Annotated in this window: 17 protein-coding genes and 1 pseudogene; 9 read left to right on the top strand and 9 right to left on the bottom strand. The window is 39.2% G+C overall.

What is annotated here, in order from left to right:
• Nucleotides 1-18: 18 nt before the first annotated feature.
• The 3 genes from yidD (at nt 19) to ychF (ending at nt 1,748) form a co-directional block, all read left to right on the top strand.
• A complete protein-coding gene (gene yidD, locus QUD05_RS15750) occupies nt 19-255 on the top strand; it encodes a membrane protein insertion efficiency factor YidD (RefSeq protein WP_251960177.1) in 237 nt (78 codons plus the stop codon).
• Nucleotides 256-422: 167 nt separating this feature from the next.
• Nucleotides 423-611 carry a hypothetical protein gene (locus QUD05_RS15745; protein WP_289796882.1) on the top strand — a complete coding sequence of 63 codons (189 nt, stop codon included), beginning with the start codon at nt 423-425 and terminating at the stop codon, nt 609-611.
• 45 nt (nt 612-656) lie between these two features.
• Nucleotides 657-1,748, top strand: coding sequence for a redox-regulated ATPase YchF (ychF, locus tag QUD05_RS15740; RefSeq protein WP_289796881.1), 1,092 nt, complete (start codon nt 657-659; stop codon nt 1,746-1,748).
• A gap of 252 nt (nt 1,749-2,000) precedes the next feature.
• Here the strand turns inward: ychF and QUD05_RS34070 are convergent.
• From QUD05_RS34070 to QUD05_RS15720, 5 genes and pseudogenes are all read right to left on the bottom strand, one after another.
• A pseudogene (locus tag QUD05_RS34070) lies at nt 2,001-2,357 on the bottom strand (zinc-binding dehydrogenase); the annotation flags it as partial.
• Between the two features lie 2 nt (nt 2,358-2,359).
• Nucleotides 2,360-2,677, bottom strand: a complete 318-nt coding sequence (locus QUD05_RS34065; RefSeq protein ID WP_354666133.1) for an alcohol dehydrogenase catalytic domain-containing protein — start codon at nt 2,675-2,677, stop codon at nt 2,360-2,362.
• Between the two features lie 228 nt (nt 2,678-2,905).
• Complete coding sequence (locus QUD05_RS15730) at nt 2,906-5,209, bottom strand: hybrid sensor histidine kinase/response regulator (protein ID WP_289799982.1); 2,304 nt, start codon at nt 5,207-5,209, stop codon at nt 2,906-2,908.
• A 5-nt stretch (nt 5,210-5,214) separates the two neighbouring features.
• Complete coding sequence (locus tag QUD05_RS15725; protein ID WP_289796880.1) at nt 5,215-5,664, bottom strand: response regulator; 450 nt, start codon at nt 5,662-5,664, stop codon at nt 5,215-5,217.
• Entirely contained in the window at nt 5,658-8,222 is a 2,565-nt protein-coding gene (locus QUD05_RS15720; RefSeq protein ID WP_289796879.1) for a GAF domain-containing protein, read from the bottom strand. The genes QUD05_RS15725 and QUD05_RS15720 overlap by 7 nt, the downstream gene beginning before the upstream one ends.
• Nucleotides 8,223-8,902: 680 nt before the next feature.
• Between QUD05_RS15720 and QUD05_RS15715 the strand changes: the two genes are divergently transcribed.
• Entirely contained in the window at nt 8,903-11,842 is a 2,940-nt protein-coding gene (locus QUD05_RS15715; RefSeq protein ID WP_289796878.1) for a hypothetical protein, read from the top strand.
• Between the two features lie 218 nt (nt 11,843-12,060).
• Here QUD05_RS15715 and QUD05_RS15710 read toward each other — a convergent pair whose 3' ends face one another.
• Complete coding sequence (locus QUD05_RS15710) at nt 12,061-12,504, bottom strand: hypothetical protein (RefSeq protein WP_289796876.1); 444 nt, start codon at nt 12,502-12,504, stop codon at nt 12,061-12,063.
• Nucleotides 12,505-12,658: 154 nt separating this feature from the next.
• Between QUD05_RS15710 and QUD05_RS15705 the strand changes: the two genes are divergently transcribed.
• Nucleotides 12,659-13,090, top strand: a complete 432-nt coding sequence (locus tag QUD05_RS15705; protein WP_289796875.1) for a hypothetical protein — start codon at nt 12,659-12,661, stop codon at nt 13,088-13,090.
• 108 nt (nt 13,091-13,198) lie between these two features.
• On the opposite strand, the gene QUD05_RS15700 is transcribed toward QUD05_RS15705, so the two are convergent.
• Nucleotides 13,199-13,564, bottom strand: coding sequence for a hypothetical protein (locus QUD05_RS15700; RefSeq protein ID WP_289796874.1), 366 nt, complete (start codon nt 13,562-13,564; stop codon nt 13,199-13,201).
• A gap of 639 nt (nt 13,565-14,203) precedes the next feature.
• Here QUD05_RS15700 and QUD05_RS15695 point away from each other — a divergent pair.
• The 3 genes from QUD05_RS15695 to QUD05_RS15685 all read left to right on the top strand — a co-directional run bounded on the left by QUD05_RS15695 (nt 14,204) and on the right by QUD05_RS15685 (nt 18,444).
• Entirely contained in the window at nt 14,204-15,268 is a 1,065-nt protein-coding gene (locus tag QUD05_RS15695) for an IS630 family transposase (RefSeq protein ID WP_289796873.1), read from the top strand.
• A 388-nt stretch (nt 15,269-15,656) separates the two neighbouring features.
• On the top strand, nt 15,657-17,813 hold the full coding sequence (gene ppk1, locus QUD05_RS15690) for a polyphosphate kinase 1 (RefSeq protein WP_289796872.1): 2,157 nt from the start codon (nt 15,657-15,659) through the stop codon (nt 17,811-17,813).
• A 214-nt stretch (nt 17,814-18,027) separates the two neighbouring features.
• The gene (locus tag QUD05_RS15685) at nt 18,028-18,444 is read left to right on the top strand and encodes a response regulator (protein WP_289796871.1); all 417 of its coding nucleotides are present in this window, start codon (nt 18,028-18,030) and stop codon (nt 18,442-18,444) included.
• 130 nt (nt 18,445-18,574) lie between these two features.
• On the opposite strand, the gene QUD05_RS15680 is transcribed toward QUD05_RS15685, so the two are convergent.
• The gene (locus tag QUD05_RS15680) at nt 18,575-18,748 is read right to left on the bottom strand and encodes a hypothetical protein (protein WP_094348556.1); all 174 of its coding nucleotides are present in this window, start codon (nt 18,746-18,748) and stop codon (nt 18,575-18,577) included.
• A gap of 414 nt (nt 18,749-19,162) precedes the next feature.
• Here QUD05_RS15680 and QUD05_RS15675 point away from each other — a divergent pair, with 414 nt between their 5' ends.
• Nucleotides 19,163-19,732: a DUF2854 domain-containing protein gene (locus tag QUD05_RS15675; protein ID WP_289796870.1), complete on the top strand. Its 570-nt coding sequence runs from the start codon at nt 19,163-19,165 to the stop codon at nt 19,730-19,732.
• 328 nt (nt 19,733-20,060) lie between these two features.
• On the opposite strand, the gene QUD05_RS15670 is transcribed toward QUD05_RS15675, so the two are convergent.
• Nucleotides 20,061-20,321, bottom strand: a complete 261-nt coding sequence (locus QUD05_RS15670; RefSeq protein ID WP_289796869.1) for a CRR7 family NDH-1 assembly protein — start codon at nt 20,319-20,321, stop codon at nt 20,061-20,063.
• Nucleotides 20,322-20,430: the final 109 nt, after the last annotated feature.

Genomic DNA, 20,430 nt, shown 5'->3' with positions numbered 1-20,430 from the left:
AAGATTTGGGTAGCTGCAATGAAATTATTATTTATTTGGCTGATTCGGGGCTACCGAATGTTTATCTCGCCGTTGTTTCTCCCGACTTGTCGCTTTCAACCAACTTGTTCGATGTATGCTATTGAAGCTATTGAACGATTTGGAGTGTTACGTGGTGGCTGGATGGCAACTCGGCGGATTTTGCGGTGTCATCCGTTTCATCCAGGTGGTTACGATCCAGTGCCAGAGGTGGTGGAAAAGGTGAAGGAGGAGTAGTTTGAGGATTAGAGTTTAAACGCAAAGGGGCGCGGAGGGAAGCAGAGAATGAGAGGAGGGGTAAATTATTAAAGGATGTGTTCGTGGGTATAGCTATTTGGGGAGATGTCAACAGATGAGGTTGTCATCTAGCGTGGGAAGGTTGAATAATTTAATTTAGATTTACGATGATTAATCCTACTGCGATTTCTATACCTGAACCACAAATTCCTACTCCTGGGCCGAGTCCACTACCTAATCCCAATCCTGAGCCGAATCCGTTACCTAGTCCTGAACCTGTACCAGAACCAATACCTGCTCCCATTCCTCAGACTGTTCCAGGGACAATTCCCCAAACCATACCGGAACCTGTTTAGATTACCTTGGTAATGTAATCCAAAATCTCAAATCTAAAATCCAAAATGCTAAGAGCCGGAATTGTCGGACTTCCCAACGTCGGAAAATCTACTTTATTTAATGCTGTAGTTGCTAATGCCAAAGCTGAAGCAGCTAACTTCCCTTTTTGCACGATTGAACCGAATGTCGGCGTTGTCGCAGTACCGGATGAACGGTTAAATGTTCTTGCTAAGATTGCCAGTTCGGCACAAACTATCCCGGCGCGGGTTGAATTTGTAGATATTGTAGGTTTAGTTAAAGGTGCAAGTCAGGGTGAGGGATTAGGGAATCAATTCCTGTCCCACATCCGGGAAGTTGATGCGATCGTCCATGTGGTACGTTGTTTTGACAATGACGATATTATCCACGTTGCTGGTTCTGTCGATCCAGCGCGAGATATTGAAATCATTAATATAGAACTGGGTTTATCAGATTTAGCACAAATTGAACGGCGAATTGATCGTACTCGTAAACTAGCTCGTACCAGCAAAGATGCACAGTTTGAAATCACAGTTTTAGAAAAATTAGCTGCGGCTTTAAATGAAGGTAAATCGGTGCGTCAGGTGAGCTTGAATGAAGAAGAAACAGAAATTATTAAAGGATTAGAACTGCTCACTTATAAACCGATTATCTACGCTGCGAATGTATCTGAAGATGAGTTGGCGACTGGTAATCATTTTGTGGAAACAGTGCGGCAAATTGCAGCGACAGAAAATGCCCAAGTTGTGATAGTTTCGGCTCAAGTTGAAGCTGAATTAGTGGAATTACCAGAGGAAGATAAAGCTGATTTTCTGGCGTCTTTAGGTGTGGAAGAAGGCGGTTTGAAATCATTGATTCGGGCAACTTACACACTTTTAGGTTTACGGACATATTTCACTAGTGGACCCAAAGAAACCCGCGCTTGGACAATTAATGCGGGAATGTCTGCACCTCAAGCTGCTGGTGTAATCCACAGTGATTTTGAGCGGGGATTTATTCGCGCCGAAACTGTTGCTTATAAAGATTTGGTAACAACTGGTTCGATGAATGCGGCGAAGGAGAAAGGGTTAGTTCGCAGTGAAGGGAAAGAGTATGTTGTGCAGGAAGGGGATGTAATGTTGTTCCGATTTAATGTGTAGGGGTAATTAATGGGTGGCCGTTATCGATAAGATAATGGTCAACCTACACTAAGTTGCGATCGCTATAAAAATATTGACAAAGTATTCGATATATGCGTTTGGCGATCGCAAATAAACAAGCTTTACCCAAAATATAGTTGCAATCAGTAATTAGGTCAAATAAAATGAAAGGCGCTCCCCTTTTGGATAGCGCTTTTTAGGGTCATTAGTCAGTTATTAGTTTTTATGAGTAGTATAGGTTGATAATTGTTGTTAAAAACGAACGATAACTTTACCGCAATTTTGACCACTATATAAGTATTCCACAGCGTCAACAATAGACTCTATTCCTCTGAATTCTGTTGAATCAACAGCAGGTTTAATTTTACCTGTCGATAATAATTCCATCAGTCGAGATTGTTTCTCTTGTAAATATTCTGAATAGTCAACGAAGAGAAAGCCGCGTAGTGAGGCTGATTTCCATAGTAATTTGTTGTATATTCTCGGACGGTTTACCAACTCTAGTTCTGATGATAAGTATTCAGAAATATATCCGACAATAACTAATCTCCCGCGCCGTGCTAGGTTATCAACACATATATCAAACAACTCACTCCCAACGCATTCATAAACTAAGTCAACGCCTTGGGGATATTCTTTTTTGAGAACTTCATCAAGATTTTCTTGATGTTCAGATGCTGTACATTCTTACCAAGAGCAACGACAACAGATGCAGCTTCAACTCCTACATCGAATGGTGGTGTATTTACAAAATACGCCCCAGCAGCAATATTGACATCGGAAGCATTCACTCCGGCAAACAGATTACGCACGACAATCTCATTAGGAGCAGGTATAGGAAAATCAGCTTCAACAATATCGACAGCGCTTCTAAAATCTCGGCTCAACTGTTTGACAACTAGTTTTTTATAAGTCTTGGGGTTCATCATTATTTCCAAAGGATTGGTATCAGTTTAAATCTTACTTACCAACTGCTACTCCTAAATCTTAGTCCTGGTCTGTACATTTAAACCTTTATCATGTCTAGAATGAACGATGATTCTTGTCCTCTGAGTTCCTCTAGCAACCAGCTATGATGCCTCCTCGGAATTTGCACCCACATCAATAAAGCAATTTTTTGTACTCACACCTAATGTATACTTACGTAATTAGTTGACTTACGATAGTACTTTCTGTAAAGAAAGCAATAATTCGTTGACAGTATAGGGCTTTGACAAAAATGTATTGACACCAATAGCTGCTATTGCACTAAGCTTATTGTCAGACATCAGTCCACTGCTGGCGATAATTCTGACTTGGGGGTTGATTTTTTGCAAGGTACGCATGGCTGTTAAACCATCCAGTGAGGGCAGCATAATATCCATGAGTACGGCACTAATTTTGTCTCTATTTTGAGCATATAGCGCGATCGCTTCAATACCATCACTGGCAACTAAAATTTTGTAGTTGTGAGCTTCTAATGATGTTGTTGTAATCTCTTGAATGGCGGCTTCATCATCCACAACCAAAATCAATTCTCCATGTCCTGTCTGTGGTGGCAAATTTTCGTGGCTGCGTGTTTCTATTCCCCCCACTGCTGGCAAGTAAACTTTAAAGCTAGTGCCACTTTCCGGTTCACTATACACGTTCACAAAACCTCCGTGACTTTTAACGATTCCCAATACTGTGGAAAGTCCTAAACCAGTGCCCTGTCCAACATCTTTTGTAGTAAAGAATGGATCGAAAATTCTATCTAGCATTTCTTTAGGAATCCCAACTCCACTATCGGAGACAGTAATCACTATGTAAGGCCCCTCTTTGGCTTCTAGGTTCATGCGGGCATAATTTGCATCAATCAACATATTTTCGGCAGAGATACTCAAAGTACCACCATTGGACATAGCATCACGGGCGTTAACGCAGAGGTTCATCAGCACTTGATGCAGTTGGGTACTATCTCCAGAAACCATCCACAAATCTTGCGGTATATTAGTGCTGATTTCTATCGATTTGGGAAATGTCTCTTTAAGAATCTTGGCAATTTCCACAATTATATGTCTGAGTTGCAAAGTGATGTGCTTCCCTTCTACACCCCGCGCAAAGGATAGTACCTGTTTGACTAAATCAGCACCGCGTCTAGCGTTAATTTCTAAAATTTCTAGGAGATGACGAGTCCGCTCATCTGCATTAGGAAATTTTAGCGGTAGCAGTTGCGCTCCTGCCAAAATCGGTGTCAGGATGTTGTTGAGGTCGTGAGCAATACCACTAGCTAAAGTGCCAATACTTTCCAGGCGTTGAGCGCGAAACAATTGGGCTTCTAGGTGCTTTTTCTCGGTAATATCTGTGTCAACGGTGAGAATTGATTTGGGTTTTCCTTGTTCATCGCATACCAGAGTCCAGCGACTAGCCACAAGGACTTCTTTGTTCATTTTAGTAAGTTTTGTTAATTCGCCCTGCCACTTGCCTTTACTAATGGCTTGTAATAAAGCCGCTTCAATTTCCGGTGAAGGTTCGTCATACAAAAGCTCACTAGCATTTTTACCCCAAGCCTCTGTAGCTTGCCAGCCGTAAAGTGTTTCTGCACCTTTGTTCCAGAAGATAATTTGATTGTTTAAATCTCGGACGCAAATGGCATCTGTAGTGACATCTAGTAATGCTGCTTGTTCGCGAATTTTTTCTTCTGCCAATTTGCGTTCGCATAGTGCGGCTTGCCGTTCGCGTAGTGCAGCTTGTCGTTCGCTAATATCTATACTGGCGCATGTCACCCCGACAATTTCTTGGGTTTCATTCCGTAGTGGCTCGACAGTTAAATCGTAATATCGCGTTGTATCTTTGATGGTAATTGATACTTCCTCTCGCGTTCCGATGCCTGTAGTCAGGACTCCACGTTTAATTGCGATCAAATGTTGAGCATCTTCTACTGGAATGATATCTAAGTCTTGTTTGCCCAATATTTTCTCAACTGTCAATCCAGATGGGGGATTGTAAACCCAGGTGTACCGTAAATCTTTATCCTGGTTGTAGACAAAGATTGGAGAGTTTTTGAGAGCAACCCGAAATCGCTCCTCGCTCTGCCGCAGTGCGTTGTCTGCCCGTTGGCGTTCGATGGCATAACGCATAGATCGCACCAGTAAGTCACCAGTTACTTGCCCCTTTACTAAATAATCTTGCGCTCCTTGTTGCATTGCGCTAGTTGCCAAGGTTTCATCATTTATACCCGTCAGTACAATAATTGGAGTTGCTTTTGCCTGATTGTGAGCGATGACAAAGGTTTGTAATCCCTGACTATCTGGCAGCGAGAGGTCTAATAAAATAACATCAAAAGTTTCGTTTGTTAGGTAGTTGACTGCTTCATAAAGCCGTTCAACGGGCATTAACTCAACTACAACTGTGGTAACTTCCTTAAATAACTCTTGTAACAATAAGACATCACCAGGGTTGTCTTCTACTAACAAGACTTTAATAATATTTTTACCTGCCATTTCCACTACTCCGGTGGCAGTTTTACGATCGCAAACCAAAAATTTTCTATTGATTGGACAATTTCAACGAATTGATCGAAATCTACTGGCTTGGTTATATAACAGTTGGCAAAAAGATTATAGGCTTTGAGGATATCTTCTTCAGCTTGGGAAGTCGTCAAAACTACTACAGGAATTCGTTTAAGGTTTTCATCTCCTTTTATTTCTGCTAATACCTCTGGTCCATCTTTTTTCGGAAGGTTAAAATCGAGCAGTACAATATCTGGATGAGGTAATTTAGCATATTTTCCCTGTTTTCGCAAGAATGCCATTGCCTCTACACCATCCTCGACTACGTTTAAGTGAATTGAGATTTTACTATCTTCTAGAGCGATGCGTGTAAGTTGGACATCGCCAGGATTATCCTCTACTAACAAAACCTCAATAGGCATAATCGCTGTTATGGTGTTTACCATTGCTTACCTACTCTATCTGGAATTGTGAAGTAGAAAGTCGAGCCTTGACCCGGTTTCGACTCAACCCAGATCCGGCCGCCGTGGCGTTCGATAATTTTCTTACAAATTGCCAGACCAATTCCAGTACCTGGATACTTGTCTCTACCGTGTAAGCGCTGAAAAATTATAAAAATACGCTCATTATATTGGGATTCTAAACCAATTCCATTATCACGCACCCAGAACAACCATTCATCCTCCGAGGGGGTAAAATTTAAATTTTTTCCATCTAATATATCTGCATCTCTCTTACTTACTCCAACGTGAATTAATGGCTGTTGACGATCGCAAAATTTGATCGCGTTGGCAATCAGGTTTTGAAATACTTGTGCCAATTGGGTAGCATCAGCCATCACTTGAGGTAGAGTATCGTAGGTGACAACTGCCTTTCGATCTGCGATCGCAACTTGAAGATTAGCAAGCACCTGTTTTAAGACAACACTACAATCAACTGGCACAAAAGGCTGTCCACGGGTGCTGACGCGGGAATAGTTTAACAAATCGTTGATTAGGGTCTGCATCCGGCTGGCCCCATCTACTGCATAGGCAATAAACTGATCGGCATTGGCATCCAGTTGGTTTTTATATCTCCGCTCCAGCAGTTGTAAATAACTAGTTACCATCCGCAATGGCTCTTGCAAATCATGGGAAGCCACGTAGGCAAACTGTTCTAATTCCGCATTAGAATGAGCAAGTCCCTGACTTTGCTGGGTTTGTTTTTCTAATAGTTTTGCCTGAGATAAAGCAATCCCAATTTGGTTCGCTAGTTGCTGTAACAAATCCATCTCAAACTGATTCCACTGTCGAGGTGCGTCACACTGATGAGCTAGCAATAAGCCCCAAATATCGTCCCTGACAATAATCGGCACTACCAGATTAGCCTTGACAGCAAACCGCTGAAGAAATTCTCGATGGCATGGTTGGATATCAGCAGTTTCAATGTCTTCAAGGGCGCTGACTTTTCCCTGGCGATATCTTTCTATATAGTCTTCTTTGAAGGAGGGGTCAAAAAGATTTTCTCCTAGAATTACCGGCCAACCAGGCAGCACTGCCTCTTGTACTACTGTTCCCGAACCGTCAGGTTCCACTCGAAAAATTAACACTCGGTCAGCTTGCAGTAATTTTTGTACCTCTGTGACAGCGGTTTGAAGAATTTCATCTATTTGTAAAGATTCTCGAATTTTTAGGGTGATTTCGGCTAATAATTGCGATCGCAAATTTTGCCGCTTTAATTCTTCATCTGCCCGCTTGCGATCTGTGATATCAGTATAAGAACCAACCATCCGTACTATATCACCCAATGCGTCCCAAAGTGCCTGTCCTCGATCTAGAATCCATTTATAGCTGCCGTCTTGGCACTGGACTCGATATTCACAGACGTAAAACGGTGTTTTCTTGGCAAAGTGGTCTTGGAAAGCCTGAAGTACCCAATCTCGCTCATCGGGATGGATTCGTTTTGTCCATTCGTCCCAACGGTTGGAAACTTCGTAGTCTTTATAGCCGAGCATTTCCTTCCATCGAGTTGAGAAGAACACTTCATTAGTCTTGAGGTTCCAATCCCAAATACCATCATTATTACCATGTAATGCTAATTGCCAACGTTCTTCACTTTCTCGTAGTGCTTCTGCTGTTTTCCGTCGTTCAGTAACATCTTGAAAATAAACAGACAAGCCGTCTTTTGCCGGATAGGCGTGAACTTTAAGCCATTGTTGCTGTGGCAGATACAACTCCTCAAATTCGACACTAACCTGTTCTAAGATTGCCCTGCGATATTCACAATCAAATGTTGTGCCGATAATTTCTGGAAACACCTCCCAGATGTTTTTACCTAAAAGCTCATTGTGAGTTTTTTGCAACAGCCGTTCTGCTTGATTATTAATATAGGTGAATTGCCACTTTTGATCTAGAGCAAAAAAACCATCAGTGATACTTTCGAGAAGATTGGTGATGCGGGTTTTGGCAGCTTCAGATTGGGCGCGGGTTGCTTGCTCTTGTGCCACTAGTTTCTCAGTAACTTTAGATACCTCACTTACATGACGCCTGAGTTCAAGTTGGTCGATTACCAGGCGACTCAAACCCACAAAAGCCTCCACTTGTTTTTGGCTTAGTTGTCGTGGAACTTGGTCAATCGCACACAGAGTTCCTAACATATCTCCCTGCGGAGTAATTAAGGGTACACCTGCATAAAACCGTATATATGGATAGCCAGTTACTACCGGATTATTTGCCAGCTTCTCATCAGCTAGAGTATCAGGAACCACCACAACATTACGCTGCTCTTGGCAAAGATAAGATAATCCAACACTCCGGGGCATTTCTGATACGTCTAAACCTATTTTTGCCTTAAACCATTGACGGTTTTCATCAATAAAATTTACCAAGGATATGGGAGTGCCACAAATAAAGGCCGCTAACTGAGCAAGATTGTCGTAGGCTTCTTCAGGTTCTGTGTCAAGAATTTGATACTGGCGGAGGGCTTCTAACCTCGCTACTTCTGTATCAATATGTTTAGGTTTCATTAACTTTTTTTAATAAATCTAAATGTGATATCCAGTCAGCAGCGTGATTGTCTCAAGAATAGCTTATTCTACTGTGTCGGGATTCTCAGGAATACTGGCTTTTACATTAATGTGAAATTTATCTGCATCAGCATTAATTAGCTCAAATATCAGCATTGATGCACAAAGGCTGATTGTGATATATCGCTCTAGTATTTGCACTACATGGCTAAGGGTATTCTTAATTTGCTCAATCAGTGTACTGCGAATGTATAAATAAACTCCGCTAGCAAACAGCAGTAGTAATCTGGCAGTTGCTGAAGTGTATCAAATTTAAAGACTGTAGCGAGTAGTCTGAAGTATATTTTTTACTCCATTTTTGAAGTTAAGCGCCTTTGATTACGTATTTATACGGCTAAATTATTGCTCGATTTTTGAGCTGTGGTGATTTTGCTGAGGTTGAATTTTTGCTCAAGAATTACACTCTTGTTGCAGTAAATCTGCTTAATCCTATTTTATTCTTTGCGCCAGGATAAAAAATCAAGCTTTTTTGACTACCTATATTTACTGAAACACTGTTGAATTCCTCGAATCAAATAAATCAATAATAAATTCAAAGACTAAGTATTAAATAATGGTTAATTTTTGACATTAGCCAATGTTCAATAGTTTGAATCGCCAAAAATTTTATTCTGAAAACATTGAAAAATCCAAATCGAAAAGGTATCAATATCTCCCTAATGAGATTCAAAAAAAATGTAAAAATTCTTGGAATTTGTTTATTGTATTCAACGATTCTATACAAAATTGTATTTATTAAATTACCTGCGATCGCTTTAAGCATAAACAGGCAAAACAATATTGATTTAATCGCTACTCATAACAAGTCATTAATAAATTCCGATCAAAAAACAAATAACTTACCAAGGCAAGAACTGTTAAAACAGGCTTTAAAAAAGTCTAACTCTAACCTAGAGAAACCAAAACAATTACGCCAATTCATCATTGCTGACGTTATCCCAATTGAAGAATACAAAGACAAACCTCCCAAGCTACCTGAAGAGGATGAAGAAAAGCCTCAGCCAGATACAATTCAACCATCAAATTCAAATCCATCAAAACCATACACACCCCAGCAACAAATACTAATAGAAAAACTACGTCGAACAAAAAAACAACAACAAGTAATCCAAAAGAAAATAATTATTGATGCTCTGACAGCAAGTTCCAATCGGTATTCTTGGATTGTTAATCCAACAGATAACCTGACTTTTAAACCTCAATTATTTAAACCAAATGAAGACGAAAATTATATAGATACAGATTTAAATATCAGATTTTCTGGAGACAATCAGTTTATTGATAAATTTACTCATGCTAAATTTCCCAAGGACGACCAGTTTTACTGGGTTCTCGATAACAATAGATTAGTAATTGAGACTAAAGGTAGACAAGCTGGTATTCTTGCCCAAGGTAGAGCTTCTGAAACTTACACTACCCAAAATATGACATCAACCCAAGGATTTTGGGGATTGCAAAATATTAGTACTTTACCTGTGAATTTTGATGAATTAGTCGGCGGAGCTGAAATTCAAGATTTTTCTATACTTTCTCTAGCAGGAGAACTAATTAATCCTGAAGGAATACCTGCTGGTAAAGTAATAATTAATAGCGGAATTAATCTTAACGATCCTAATGTCATAGTTCTGGGAAATACTACACCAATTATTGGAAGCGGTTCCACTTTTAGTAATGATGGTGGCGGATCTTTATTTGATTTTTTAGATGCTACTAATACACCTAAAATTTTACAAGCCTTTCCTACTACTAATTTAAAGCCTTTACTAAATGGCGGAAGCGTTCAACTTAAACTAGGCGAAATTATTCCTGATCGGGTTCTAGAAGCGACTGGTATTTTATGGGGAAATATCTTGACAGGTGAAGGTTTTGGTTTTACTGCTCCTGTCTCTTCACTACCAGGTGTTAAGATTGCCCAGATAGGCGAATTTGATAATTTTGATTTATTAAATCTAGCAGTTAATCCTTACTTGACGCCACTTGAGAGAGACTTGTCTTATTTAAATTCTTTATCTTGGGTATCTTTCGGCAAAAGAGACCCCATATTTAAAACTTTATCTGAGACACAAAAAACTTCTAATTGGCATAGATTATATGTTAACTATCCTCATAACCGTACTATTGTTCAATATGATAAAGAAAAAATTAGTGCTAGTTATTCTAATATTTTTTCTAGTCCAGGATTGTCTCTTACAGCTAATTTAAGTGACTTTAGTATTGATAGTATCCAAACAGCTAACTCTACTTTAGGATTGGCATTAGGCGGAATCTTTGAATACATTAAAATAGATAATATTAATGAAAGTTTAGCAGAAGCACGAGAAAGCTTTAAAAATGGAGAAGGTTTTGTTGAATTAAATACAAAGTCTACACCAAATCAAAGAAGACAAATTAACAACAGACTAAATCGTACTTTAGCTTATTCTAATGCAACCAGCGATCTAGAGCAAGTGTCTGGAAGTATGACAATTCAGAGTAAAATCACTCCCAATAATTCTAGTATTTTGGAACTGAGAACAGGAAATCATAAACGCACAGTCCAATTTTTACAAAGAGATGTTGAACTTTTAGATCCAGGGGATACATTCTTTTCAACCCTCAGACTTTCTAATGAAAGATTTGGCCCTCTGACTTTCATAGGAAATCAGATGCCTTTGACTAATACTGACATTAATCCTATTAACGAATCTAGCGGTGCTGAAGTTATTTTGACTAACTCCCAAGGACGACAATTTGTACAACGATTTAATTCCGAAGATAACACTATAGTACCAATTCCAGTCCGCACATTTGATTTAGCATTCGATTATTTTGAACTCACCAGAGTCGATCGTATAGGTGTGAGTTTTAAAAAATTTGATGGTTATCTATCTTTACCTTCAGTTGAATTATTAGCTGCGGGTTCTGCTGGGGATTTAAACTATAGTGCTAGCTTAGGAACTTGGTTTAATATAAATGCCAACTCAGCGCCTGAAGTTTCTAATAATAATTTAGGGTTAGCAGAACCATCTGTGGGTATATATGCCAGTATTCTGGCTAACTATATTAAAACTCATGTCCAGTTAAACTCAAATAAAAAACCTGTAGCTGTCAATACTCACATACCATCATTAAAAATTGACTGGAATAGTGCATCAAATAACAATAATCCTTTTTCAACTGTATTCAGCTATTATTTTAATCATCAAGAAAAACATCTAAGTTTTTCCTTAGCGCCTGCAATAGCTTTTATTCAAGATAATAGCAATGGTGAGTTTTTAACACTGTTTAGTGGTGAAGTTAGCACTAGTACAGGCTTAAATATTAATACTAACTTAGAGTTAGGTAAAAACCTTTTTTATGAGTTAGAAGGCTTGCAAAAAGTTGGTAGAAACTTCTCTGTTGGTGCTTATATTAAAAATTATTTTACTAAAAACGTGGGTTTAAATACCCGATTATCTGGTCTAAACTACGGAGCCATTTTTAGATATAATTTTACAGATAATAATATTTTTATACAATCTAAAATTGGTACGGGAGAGAATGGGCTTGATATGCAAATTCAAGGTGGTTATCGATTTTAAATACAAAAATAAATAGGGAAGCTAAAATTAGAAAAATTTATCCTGGATTATTTGATTAAATAATATAAATTTAATATATAAAAACAATCAGTATAATCCAAGGAGGCTTCTTTCCCTTTATATCTTGGCTTTTTCCTATTGCGTTCTGCCCTTTACTTCTTGCCTAAGAATTATCAAATATCGTAGATGCAGCAATAAATTTAATATAGTTTTTGCAACTATTCTAAAGCCCCTAAGCCATTAGTACTGTTGATTGTCTGAATTAAAGAGGCTGTATCGGGAATTAATGTTTGATTATTGACTGTTTCTAAAGTTTGGTTCAAAAACGAATTGTTATTATTTGTGATTATTTCATTTGCTGTGCCTACTGTCAGAGACAAAGAAGTTATTCTTTGATTAGTTGCTCCAATATTTGTCAAAGTAGGCGTTACTGTGAGAGTTGTATTTGTGCCGGGATTTAAAAAATTATTACTAACAGGTAAAGAGAGTTCACCACTAACACTTTGATAAGCGCCGGAAGGCGAAACTATAGAAATAGCCCCACGTGCCACAGCTTCTTGTGCATATACTGGCACTGCAATAAAATTGCCTATACTGATAAAACCTAGCAAGCAAATGGTTCTTTTGATAGTTCCAGGCAATTGACGAAACACGCTATACATAATTTATTTCTCATGCTTTTTTTGATTGGCATGAGCAATATAGCGGTAACTTTTCAGAAAATTTGATTGCTAGACTACTAAAATTTGGTATAAGAATTGACACTTAGTAAATAAAGGCAAAGTTCAATAGGCAAATAGCAAGAGTAATTATTGTGTGATTGTCTTTCGCCTATTGCCTTCTAGCTTCCGTCTTTTGCCTTTTGTATTTTACCTATTGGCTAATTTAAAAGATTTCGTGAAGTATCTATTTAAACAACATCAAAAGCCCGATTTCTGCAAGAAACCGGGTTTATATGGTAATATAGTAGATAAGTTTGAAATACCGCCCCTCAACTACATTCAAGGGGCTGTATTTTTTCTTCAATCTTTTACATCTCAGTCACTCTCTACTTTATCCCCTGTCAAAACTATGGATACAAGTAAAGTAGAGTCAGTCAAAGAATCGATTCGCGTATTACCAAATACTTTGATGCAAATGCCCAGCATGGGTATAGTCGTAGACGTTTCGTCTCAACTGATGGCAAAATTTTCTCAAACAATACCTAAACAGAGGTTGAAAATCAATTCAAGAAGTGAAAGCATATAGACTAAAAGCCAATAGCTTTTAACACTATAGTGATTTTCTGTCAGTTAACAATCAGTCTATTCTAGACCGCCATTAACACTAGCTGCTCTGATAAGAGCTGCTAGGTCTTCAACTGATGTAGCAGTACTCGGCATCAATCTTAGCTGCAATGGCTGCTTCGATTGTAGAACTGGGTGGTGAGACCAGGTTTACAACTGCACCTGGATCTATTGTTAAAGTAACTACGCTTTCGTCATTGGCACCTATGGTACCGTTATATGTAGGTGTAACAACTAACGCTGGTCCGGTGAAATATGCAGAAGTGGGTGCAGTTAACTCAGCACTGACGCTGACAGAAGCACCTGATGGTCTAACAATTGTAACCGCACCACGAGCAGCAGCGTCTCCTGCATTTGCAGGTGCTGCAAAGAAATTACCAACACCAACCAAACCTAATACACAAACGCTGCCTTTGAGAATTGCAGAAATTTTCATGATTAACAAACTCCCCGTGTTGTTTTTCTTTACGTTCTCAATATAACCATTGCCTACCAAAAAAATCCCAGTAACAATACTGAAATTTAGATAAATTACAGAGGTCAGAAATTAAAAAAACTAATAGATGGAAGTAATGGCGTGGATCTGAATAAAAGCTTCAAAACAATCATATAAATAGAGTCGCAGCAAGGCTTATGCATAGCCAGTGCCTGTATAAAATTTGTGGCAATAATCACCAAATTATGGATTTTAGTTTCTAAAATCCATAAAGTACTGGAGGTAAGGCTTGAGACTGCTTTCGACACCACAATCTATGTAAACACTGCTTAATAATTCGNNNAAACTTGTCAGATATGGCTACGTCATATCTTTGNNNAATCTTAGGTGCATATTTATGGTTAATATGCTGTGGGCAACGAATTGAATCCTCAAGNNNATCGCAGTTATTGTATGGATGNNCAATATTTTGAAAGGGCAGATAACTATACGCCAATACCATATTCCACAAAATTGAAAACGGCTATAAAATCTAGTTATGGGTTGGGTGGTTAGGGTGATTATCTAGAATAGGACTTATATCATGTCCGGCAAATCACCCATAATATAAATAGAGGTAGATGAATTGGTGGGGTCGCAATGCCAAAAATCATAAAAATTGAGCCACATCTGAGTTTAGAAGAGTTAGAGGTAGGTTATCGCCAAGCCAAAAAACCAGTATTGCGGACACATTACCAGATAATTTGGCTGTTAGCCAAAGGTATGAGTACAGAAGAAGTAGCAGTAGTCACAGGCTATAGCCGAAGTTGGATTTATGAGTTGGTTTGGGGTTACAACCGCAGTGGAATTGAAACATTGGGAGATCAAAGGGTCTTAAATCAAGGAAGTAGTAAACCACTTTTAGACGATGTACAGCAAGCATTACTATGGCAGGCATTACAAGAGCCACCAGTAGAAGGGGGACAATGGAATGGTCGGAAGGTTGCTGACTGGATTGCTGATTTAATCGGTCGTCCAGTCAGTCGCCAACGTGGGTGGGAATATCTTAAACAAATGCGTTTTCGTTTAAGAGTTCCGCGACCAGAACATACTAAATCTTGCCTGGAACAACAGGCTGATTGGAAAAAAAATCTACAGACCAAAGTCGAACAGATACAAACACAAAATCCAGAATCCGACGTAGAAGTATGGGCGCAGGATGAACATAGAGTTGGTTTAAAACCAGTAATCCGACGTATTTGGGTTGATGAATGGACAGTACCTACAGTAAATGTTAATTGGCGTTTTAAGTGGCTGTGGCTTTATGGTTTTGTTCATCCACACTTAGGTCAAACATATTGGTGGATACTGCCCTACGTCAACATTGAATTATTCAACAAAGTACTTGCAGATTTTGCACAACACTTTGGCATTGGTGAGAAAAAACAGGTAGTTTTAGTTGTTGACCAAGCAGGATGGCACAAGAGCGCCAAAGTCAAGATTCCACAAGGTATACACTTGGAGTTTTTACCTTCCCACTCTCCTGAATTACAACCAGCCGAGCGTTTGTGGACTCTTACGAATGAACTGATTGCTAATCGCAGTTTTGATAGTCTTGATGAGGTTGAGGAAATTTTAATTCAACGTTGTCGTCAAATTATTGACCAGCCTGATTTTGTACATGGTTTAACCAATTTTCACTGGTGGTCGAAATTTGCAGCTTAATTATGGGTAATTTACCGGACATGATATTATTACGCAAGAAACCTCTGAAACTCTCATTCCTCCGTGAACTCTGCGTCCTCTGTGGTTCGATTTTCTGTTAACCGTGCGTAAGTCCTGTGGAAGATACCCAAGGCATCGCGCAAAGCACCCAAAAATTTCTTAGGAATCTTGGCTTTCGCGCCTACACAAGTTAATTTTTGAATCTTTGACTACAGTTATTTAAATACAAATAGATTTTTAAAAATCTGATGTCTATCCTTTACCAGTAACGAGGTAGATCGTAAGCGCAGCAAAAAATTGCCTTAGCGTCACCCTCAAGCACCATTTAACTTACTATATTTATTGTCCCCCAGTTCAATGGGCTACATCTGCCTGCCGTTAGGTCATTATGGCAAAATCTAAGAAAAGCGCTACCCCCATCAATCTCAGCGATCCACAATATTATCTTAACCGAGAGTTAAGCTGGTTAGAATTTAATGCCAGGGTATTACATGAAGCCTGTGACGATCGCACCCCACTTCTGGAACGCCTTAAGTTTTTGGGAATATTTAACTCTAATTTAGATGAGTTTTTTATGGTGCGCGTTGCTGGCTTAAAGCAACAAGTAGAGGCAAAAGTTAGCCTGTTAACTCCTGATGGTCGCACACCACAACAACAGCTAGACGATATTAGGTCTACCCTCACTCCCCATGTCAACAAACAGCACCAACATTTTGAGGAAGTACTTCGTCCTCTCCTAGTAAATCATGGCATTCATATTCTGAATTACATAGATTTAAATCAAAAGCAGCGGACTCATCTCAACAGCTATTTTGAGGAACAAATCTTTCCAGTTTTGACTCCTCTGGCTGTCGATCCTAGTCATCCCTTTCCGTTTATTTCTAATCTCAGTTTGAATCTGGCTGTTGTCGTCAAGAACCCAGACACCGAAGAAGAATTTTTTGCCAGAATCAAAGTCCCTAGTGTTCTACCACGATTTTTACCGATACCGCCTGAGTTGGGAGATCAGAACAGCGAAAAACCTGCCCACTGGACTGGAGTACCTTTAGAACAGGCGATCGCTCATAACTTGGAATCTCTATTTCCAGGGATGAACATTCAAGAATATCATCCGTTCCGCATTACCCGTGATGCCGATTTGGTCTTAGAAGAAGATGAAGCAGATGATTTGTTGTTAGCGATCGAACAGGAATTGCGAAAACGGCGTCTGGGTGGTAGTCCAGTCCGGCTAGAAATTCAATCCCAAACTCCTGAAATAGTGCGATCGCGATTATTGCAAGATTTGGAATTAACAGAAAGTGATGTTTACGAGGTAGATGGTCTTTTGGGACTGCGAGATTTAATGTACTTTATGTCCTTGCCATTGCCGGAACTCAAAGATCCACCACGCCAATCTGTTGTACCGTTACGTCTGCAAAGGCTGAGAGAACCAAGTTTAGACCCAGATGCACTGGAGACGGATGAAGGAAAAGACTTTTTTGCTGTAATTCGGGAAAAGGATTTACTAGTACACCATCCCTATCAATCCTTTTCGGAAACGGTTGTTCGCTTTATTACCCATGCCGCATACGACGCGAATGTGTTAGCCATCAAGATGACCCTTTACCGGACTTCTGGTGACTCGCCCATCGTCAACGCCTTAATTGCTGCTGCTGAAAATGGCAAGCAGGTATCTGTGCTGGTGGAATTAAAGGCACGATTTGATGAGGAGAATAATATTTACTGGGCAAAACGACTAGAAAGAGTTGGAGTTCATGTTGTCTATGGTTTAGTCGGGCTAAAAACCCATAGTAAAACTGTTATGGTGGTACGACGCGAAAAAGACCGGATACGTCGCTACGTGCATATTGGGACTGGTAACTATAACCCTAAAACGGCACGACTGTATACAGATTTGGGATTGTTTAGTTGCCGTGAAGAATTGGGTGCTGACATCACAGATTTATTTAATTTCTTAACAGGATACTCTCTGCAAAAATCTTATCGAGAGTTGCTGGTTGCACCTGTGAATATGCGCGATCGCTTTTTGGCACTAATTCACCGCGAAATCGAAAATGTTCAAAATGGATTTTCTGGACGGATTGTTGCCAAAATGAATTCCCTAGTCGATCCAGAAATTATCGCCACTTTATATGAAGCTTCCCGCGCTGGAGTGCAAATCGACTTAATTATCAGGGGCGTTTGTTGTTTACGTCCAGGAATCAAAGACATTAGTGAAAATATTCGCATCATCAGCATTGTTGGTCGCTTTTTAGAACACTCTCGGATTTATTATTTCCATAACAATACACAGGAGGAAATCTATATCGGCAGCGCTGACTGGATGCGTCGCAACCTAGATCGCCGAGTTGAAGTAATTACCCCAGTAAAAGACCCAGATATTGCTAAAGATTTGCAAGAAATTATGGGAATTATGCTCGCAGATAATCGCCAAGCTTGGGAATTACAAGCTGATGGTACTTACATTCAACGGCGTCCTTATGATGATTCTCCAGAAGCTAATTCACAAAAAATTCTCATGAACATGGTATTACGCTCAACCTAGGTGTAGTCCCAACCTGATTGATTAAAAAATAAGTTACTTATACCTTGACAACTAGCTCAACTTAGTTTTTTTGGAAAAATTAAATTTTTGAGCAGTTGTCTAAGTTGTTTATCATAGGTTCACACAAGTTATTCAACCATAGGATAGAGTCAGTGCTGGCACTTGTTCTCATAAACTGGAGAAGTTATTCTGAATAAATTTGTCTTTCCCCTCAATGTTAATGTTATCCTGCGAGCTCTCTACCTTGCGTGTTTTAGTAGTTGATGACCACGAACTGACTCGTTTAACTTTACAATTAGTTTTTTCTTGCCAGGAAAATATTCAAGTAGTAGGTTTAGCCAGTAATGGTGAAGAAGCTATAGAAATGGTTAAACGTTGCCATCCTGACGTAATTGTTCTAGATTTACAGATGCCAGTCATGGATGGCTGGAGTGCGTCCAGTCACATTAAAGCTATATCTCCGAACACTCAGATACTTGCTTACTCCTCAGTGGAAGACGTAAATTTTCATGGGACAAAGGCAATGTCTAGCTTTGATGACGTTTGCAAGAAAGATGTACCTACAAACGAACTTATTGCCTTAGTTAGGCAGCTAGGTCAGCGTGCAGGAGATGGTTCAGTGGCAGGATAAATGATGCAGTGATTTATTGCTTCGCCAACTCAGGCTTAGTTCAATTCTGGGGATTTGAAGACATGATACTAGTGAAGAACGTCGGTCTAGCCTGAAGTTGAGGTTAAACCGACGTAATTTTTGATAACTTCTACTCTACCGGAATGGTGCGTGTAAATTCATCAATTAGTTCATCCAGTTCTTCCAAAGCCTGATTTACGTCAATTCTCAAAGTTCCCAGGTTTGGTTGCTCCAGTAAGCTTAATAGGTAATCGCGTTTACTTTGAACTGCGACAATTCGTTCTTTTATAGTCTGTAGATCCATTATTTTTTTCCTATCTTTAACTACCTTTAAATTTAAAGTTAACTCAAAATCTAATATTCTGGAACACTATACCGCCCTTAGTGGTACAACTTAGAGTCAGTTGCCTTCCCTACGGGATGCGGCGCGAATGTAGACTAAGGAAAAATTCAGTGTTTGAAAACCACAAAGATAAAGGTGGGTAAAGTCTCGTTTAAACGAAGCCTGTGCTTTAGGCGGTAATGTAATGCCTGACTTGTTCGCTCTTGGTGTGTTTCCTTCCGTCTCTTAGCAACTGGTGTGCGATTTCTAACCCTTATATAGCAATTTAGAATTAGTTGAATACTAGCGCCTGAAGGCGATGTTCTTCCCTAATTTGTTGCTTATAACCGATGATAATAAAACTAAGGTATTCAGACTTTATACTAATTTAAGCTCATGCTACGCCAAATCTCTTTAGGAACACTCGGTCTAACTATCGGCGGTATATTAACCATCATTGGCTTCGTCGCCTATGCTGATAACAATGCCACACTCAATCTTGTCGGATTTTTTTATGGGATTCCTCTATTATTGGGAGGACTGGCACTAAAAGCTAATGAACTTAAGCCAGTACCATTTACCCAAACTACGTCACCGTCAGCATTGATACTGCGCCAGCAGCAAGCAACTGAGACTCAAAATAAAATTCGCAAAGACATCACCCGATATTGCTACGGTCAAGATGCTCATCTAGATACAACACTTTCTTTTCTGGGTTTGAGTCCCAATGACCAGGAACGGCCAACAGTAACAGGGTTACGAGAAACAGAAGTTAATGGAAGCTATGCCCTAATTTTAGAATTTGATTCACCGCTAATACCAATTGATGTGTGGCAAAAAAAGCATGAAAAAATGACCAATTATTTTGCCTCTGGATTGGAAATTCAAATAACACAGCCATCTGAAAATACAATTGAGCTAGCGCTAATCAATACTCAAAAAGAATCACTAGTCAGTAGTCAATAGTCAAGAGCAAAAATTATCGTTACCCAAACTTCATACCTGCATGACTTGTTGTTGACTATATTTTTGCAACAGTCAAAATAATTAATAATTCATAATTACAATTAGTGGTGGCTCCTGTACTCTCTATTCTCTTGTTTACCACTAAATTTTGATGAGTGTGTGGACTAGTGTACGGTGTCTTTAACTATGAATTATGAATTAGTAATTATTCTTTTGGGAATTCCCTTAACCACGATTTAACTCCCCAACTTCTTGAAGAAGTTGGGGAGATGGGCAACAATTTTTGCTTAAGATTTCTTTGGGATTCTCTTAAGCACTTACCAAAAATTTACTTTTCTAAACGAACTGCGTACCACTGTAAATATTTCCCAGAGCTAATATCTAATTCGCAGCTAGTGTCAATTAAATATTGGGCTTGAGTTTCCACAGTATCAAACTTTTGCAAGTCAGGCGGTAAATCTTGAATTATGAGTTGTTGAAGAGTTATTTTGAGCTTTTCTAATAGCTCTGATGGCGTCATAAATTGTTCTGGTTGATTTGTTTCTAGAACAACAAAATTATCCTGCTGGTACATTAATGAGTCTGGCATTTTAAAGATTTAGCGAATGTCAATAGGTTTGGATGGTTTTTGTAAGAGCTTTTGCTTGTTTGTATAGCTAACGAACGTGAATACTGGGCGGTTTATGGCTAGAACGGAA

It is taken from the genome of Nostoc sp. GT001 (assembly GCF_030382115.1).
GTDB lineage: Bacteria > Cyanobacteriota > Cyanobacteriia > Cyanobacteriales > Nostocaceae > Nostoc.
Note: the sequence above shows the minus strand (reverse complement) of the source record. Positions and strands in the feature narration are given on the sequence as shown.

Coding starts and splice junctions, on each gene's coding strand:
- yidD (WP_251960177.1), top strand. CDS start 19: ATGAAATTATTATTTATTTGGCTGATTCGGGGCTACCGAATGTTTATC.
- QUD05_RS15745 (WP_289796882.1), top strand. CDS start 423: ATGATTAATCCTACTGCGATTTCTATACCTGAACCACAAATTCCTACT.
- ychF (WP_289796881.1), top strand. CDS start 657: ATGCTAAGAGCCGGAATTGTCGGACTTCCCAACGTCGGAAAATCTACT.
- QUD05_RS34065 (WP_354666133.1), bottom strand. CDS start 2,677: ATGATGAACCCCAAGACTTATAAAAAACTAGTTGTCAAACAGTTGAGC.
- QUD05_RS15730 (WP_289799982.1), bottom strand. CDS start 5,209: ATGGCAGGTAAAAATATTATTAAAGTCTTGTTAGTAGAAGACAACCCT.
- QUD05_RS15725 (WP_289796880.1), bottom strand. CDS start 5,664: ATGGTAAACACCATAACAGCGATTATGCCTATTGAGGTTTTGTTAGTA.
- QUD05_RS15720 (WP_289796879.1), bottom strand. CDS start 8,222: ATGAAACCTAAACATATTGATACAGAAGTAGCGAGGTTAGAAGCCCTC.
- QUD05_RS15710 (WP_289796876.1), bottom strand. CDS start 12,504: ATGTATAGCGTGTTTCGTCAATTGCCTGGAACTATCAAAAGAACCATT.
- QUD05_RS15700 (WP_289796874.1), bottom strand. CDS start 13,564: ATGAAAATTTCTGCAATTCTCAAAGGCAGCGTTTGTGTATTAGGTTTG.
- QUD05_RS15695 (WP_289796873.1), top strand. CDS start 14,204: ATGCCAAAAATCATAAAAATTGAGCCACATCTGAGTTTAGAAGAGTTA.
- ppk1 (WP_289796872.1), top strand. CDS start 15,657: ATGGCAAAATCTAAGAAAAGCGCTACCCCCATCAATCTCAGCGATCCA.
- QUD05_RS15685 (WP_289796871.1), top strand. CDS start 18,028: ATGTTAATGTTATCCTGCGAGCTCTCTACCTTGCGTGTTTTAGTAGTT.
- QUD05_RS15680 (WP_094348556.1), bottom strand. CDS start 18,748: ATGGATCTACAGACTATAAAAGAACGAATTGTCGCAGTTCAAAGTAAA.
- QUD05_RS15675 (WP_289796870.1), top strand. CDS start 19,163: ATGCTACGCCAAATCTCTTTAGGAACACTCGGTCTAACTATCGGCGGT.
- QUD05_RS15670 (WP_289796869.1), bottom strand. CDS start 20,321: ATGCCAGACTCATTAATGTACCAGCAGGATAATTTTGTTGTTCTAGAA.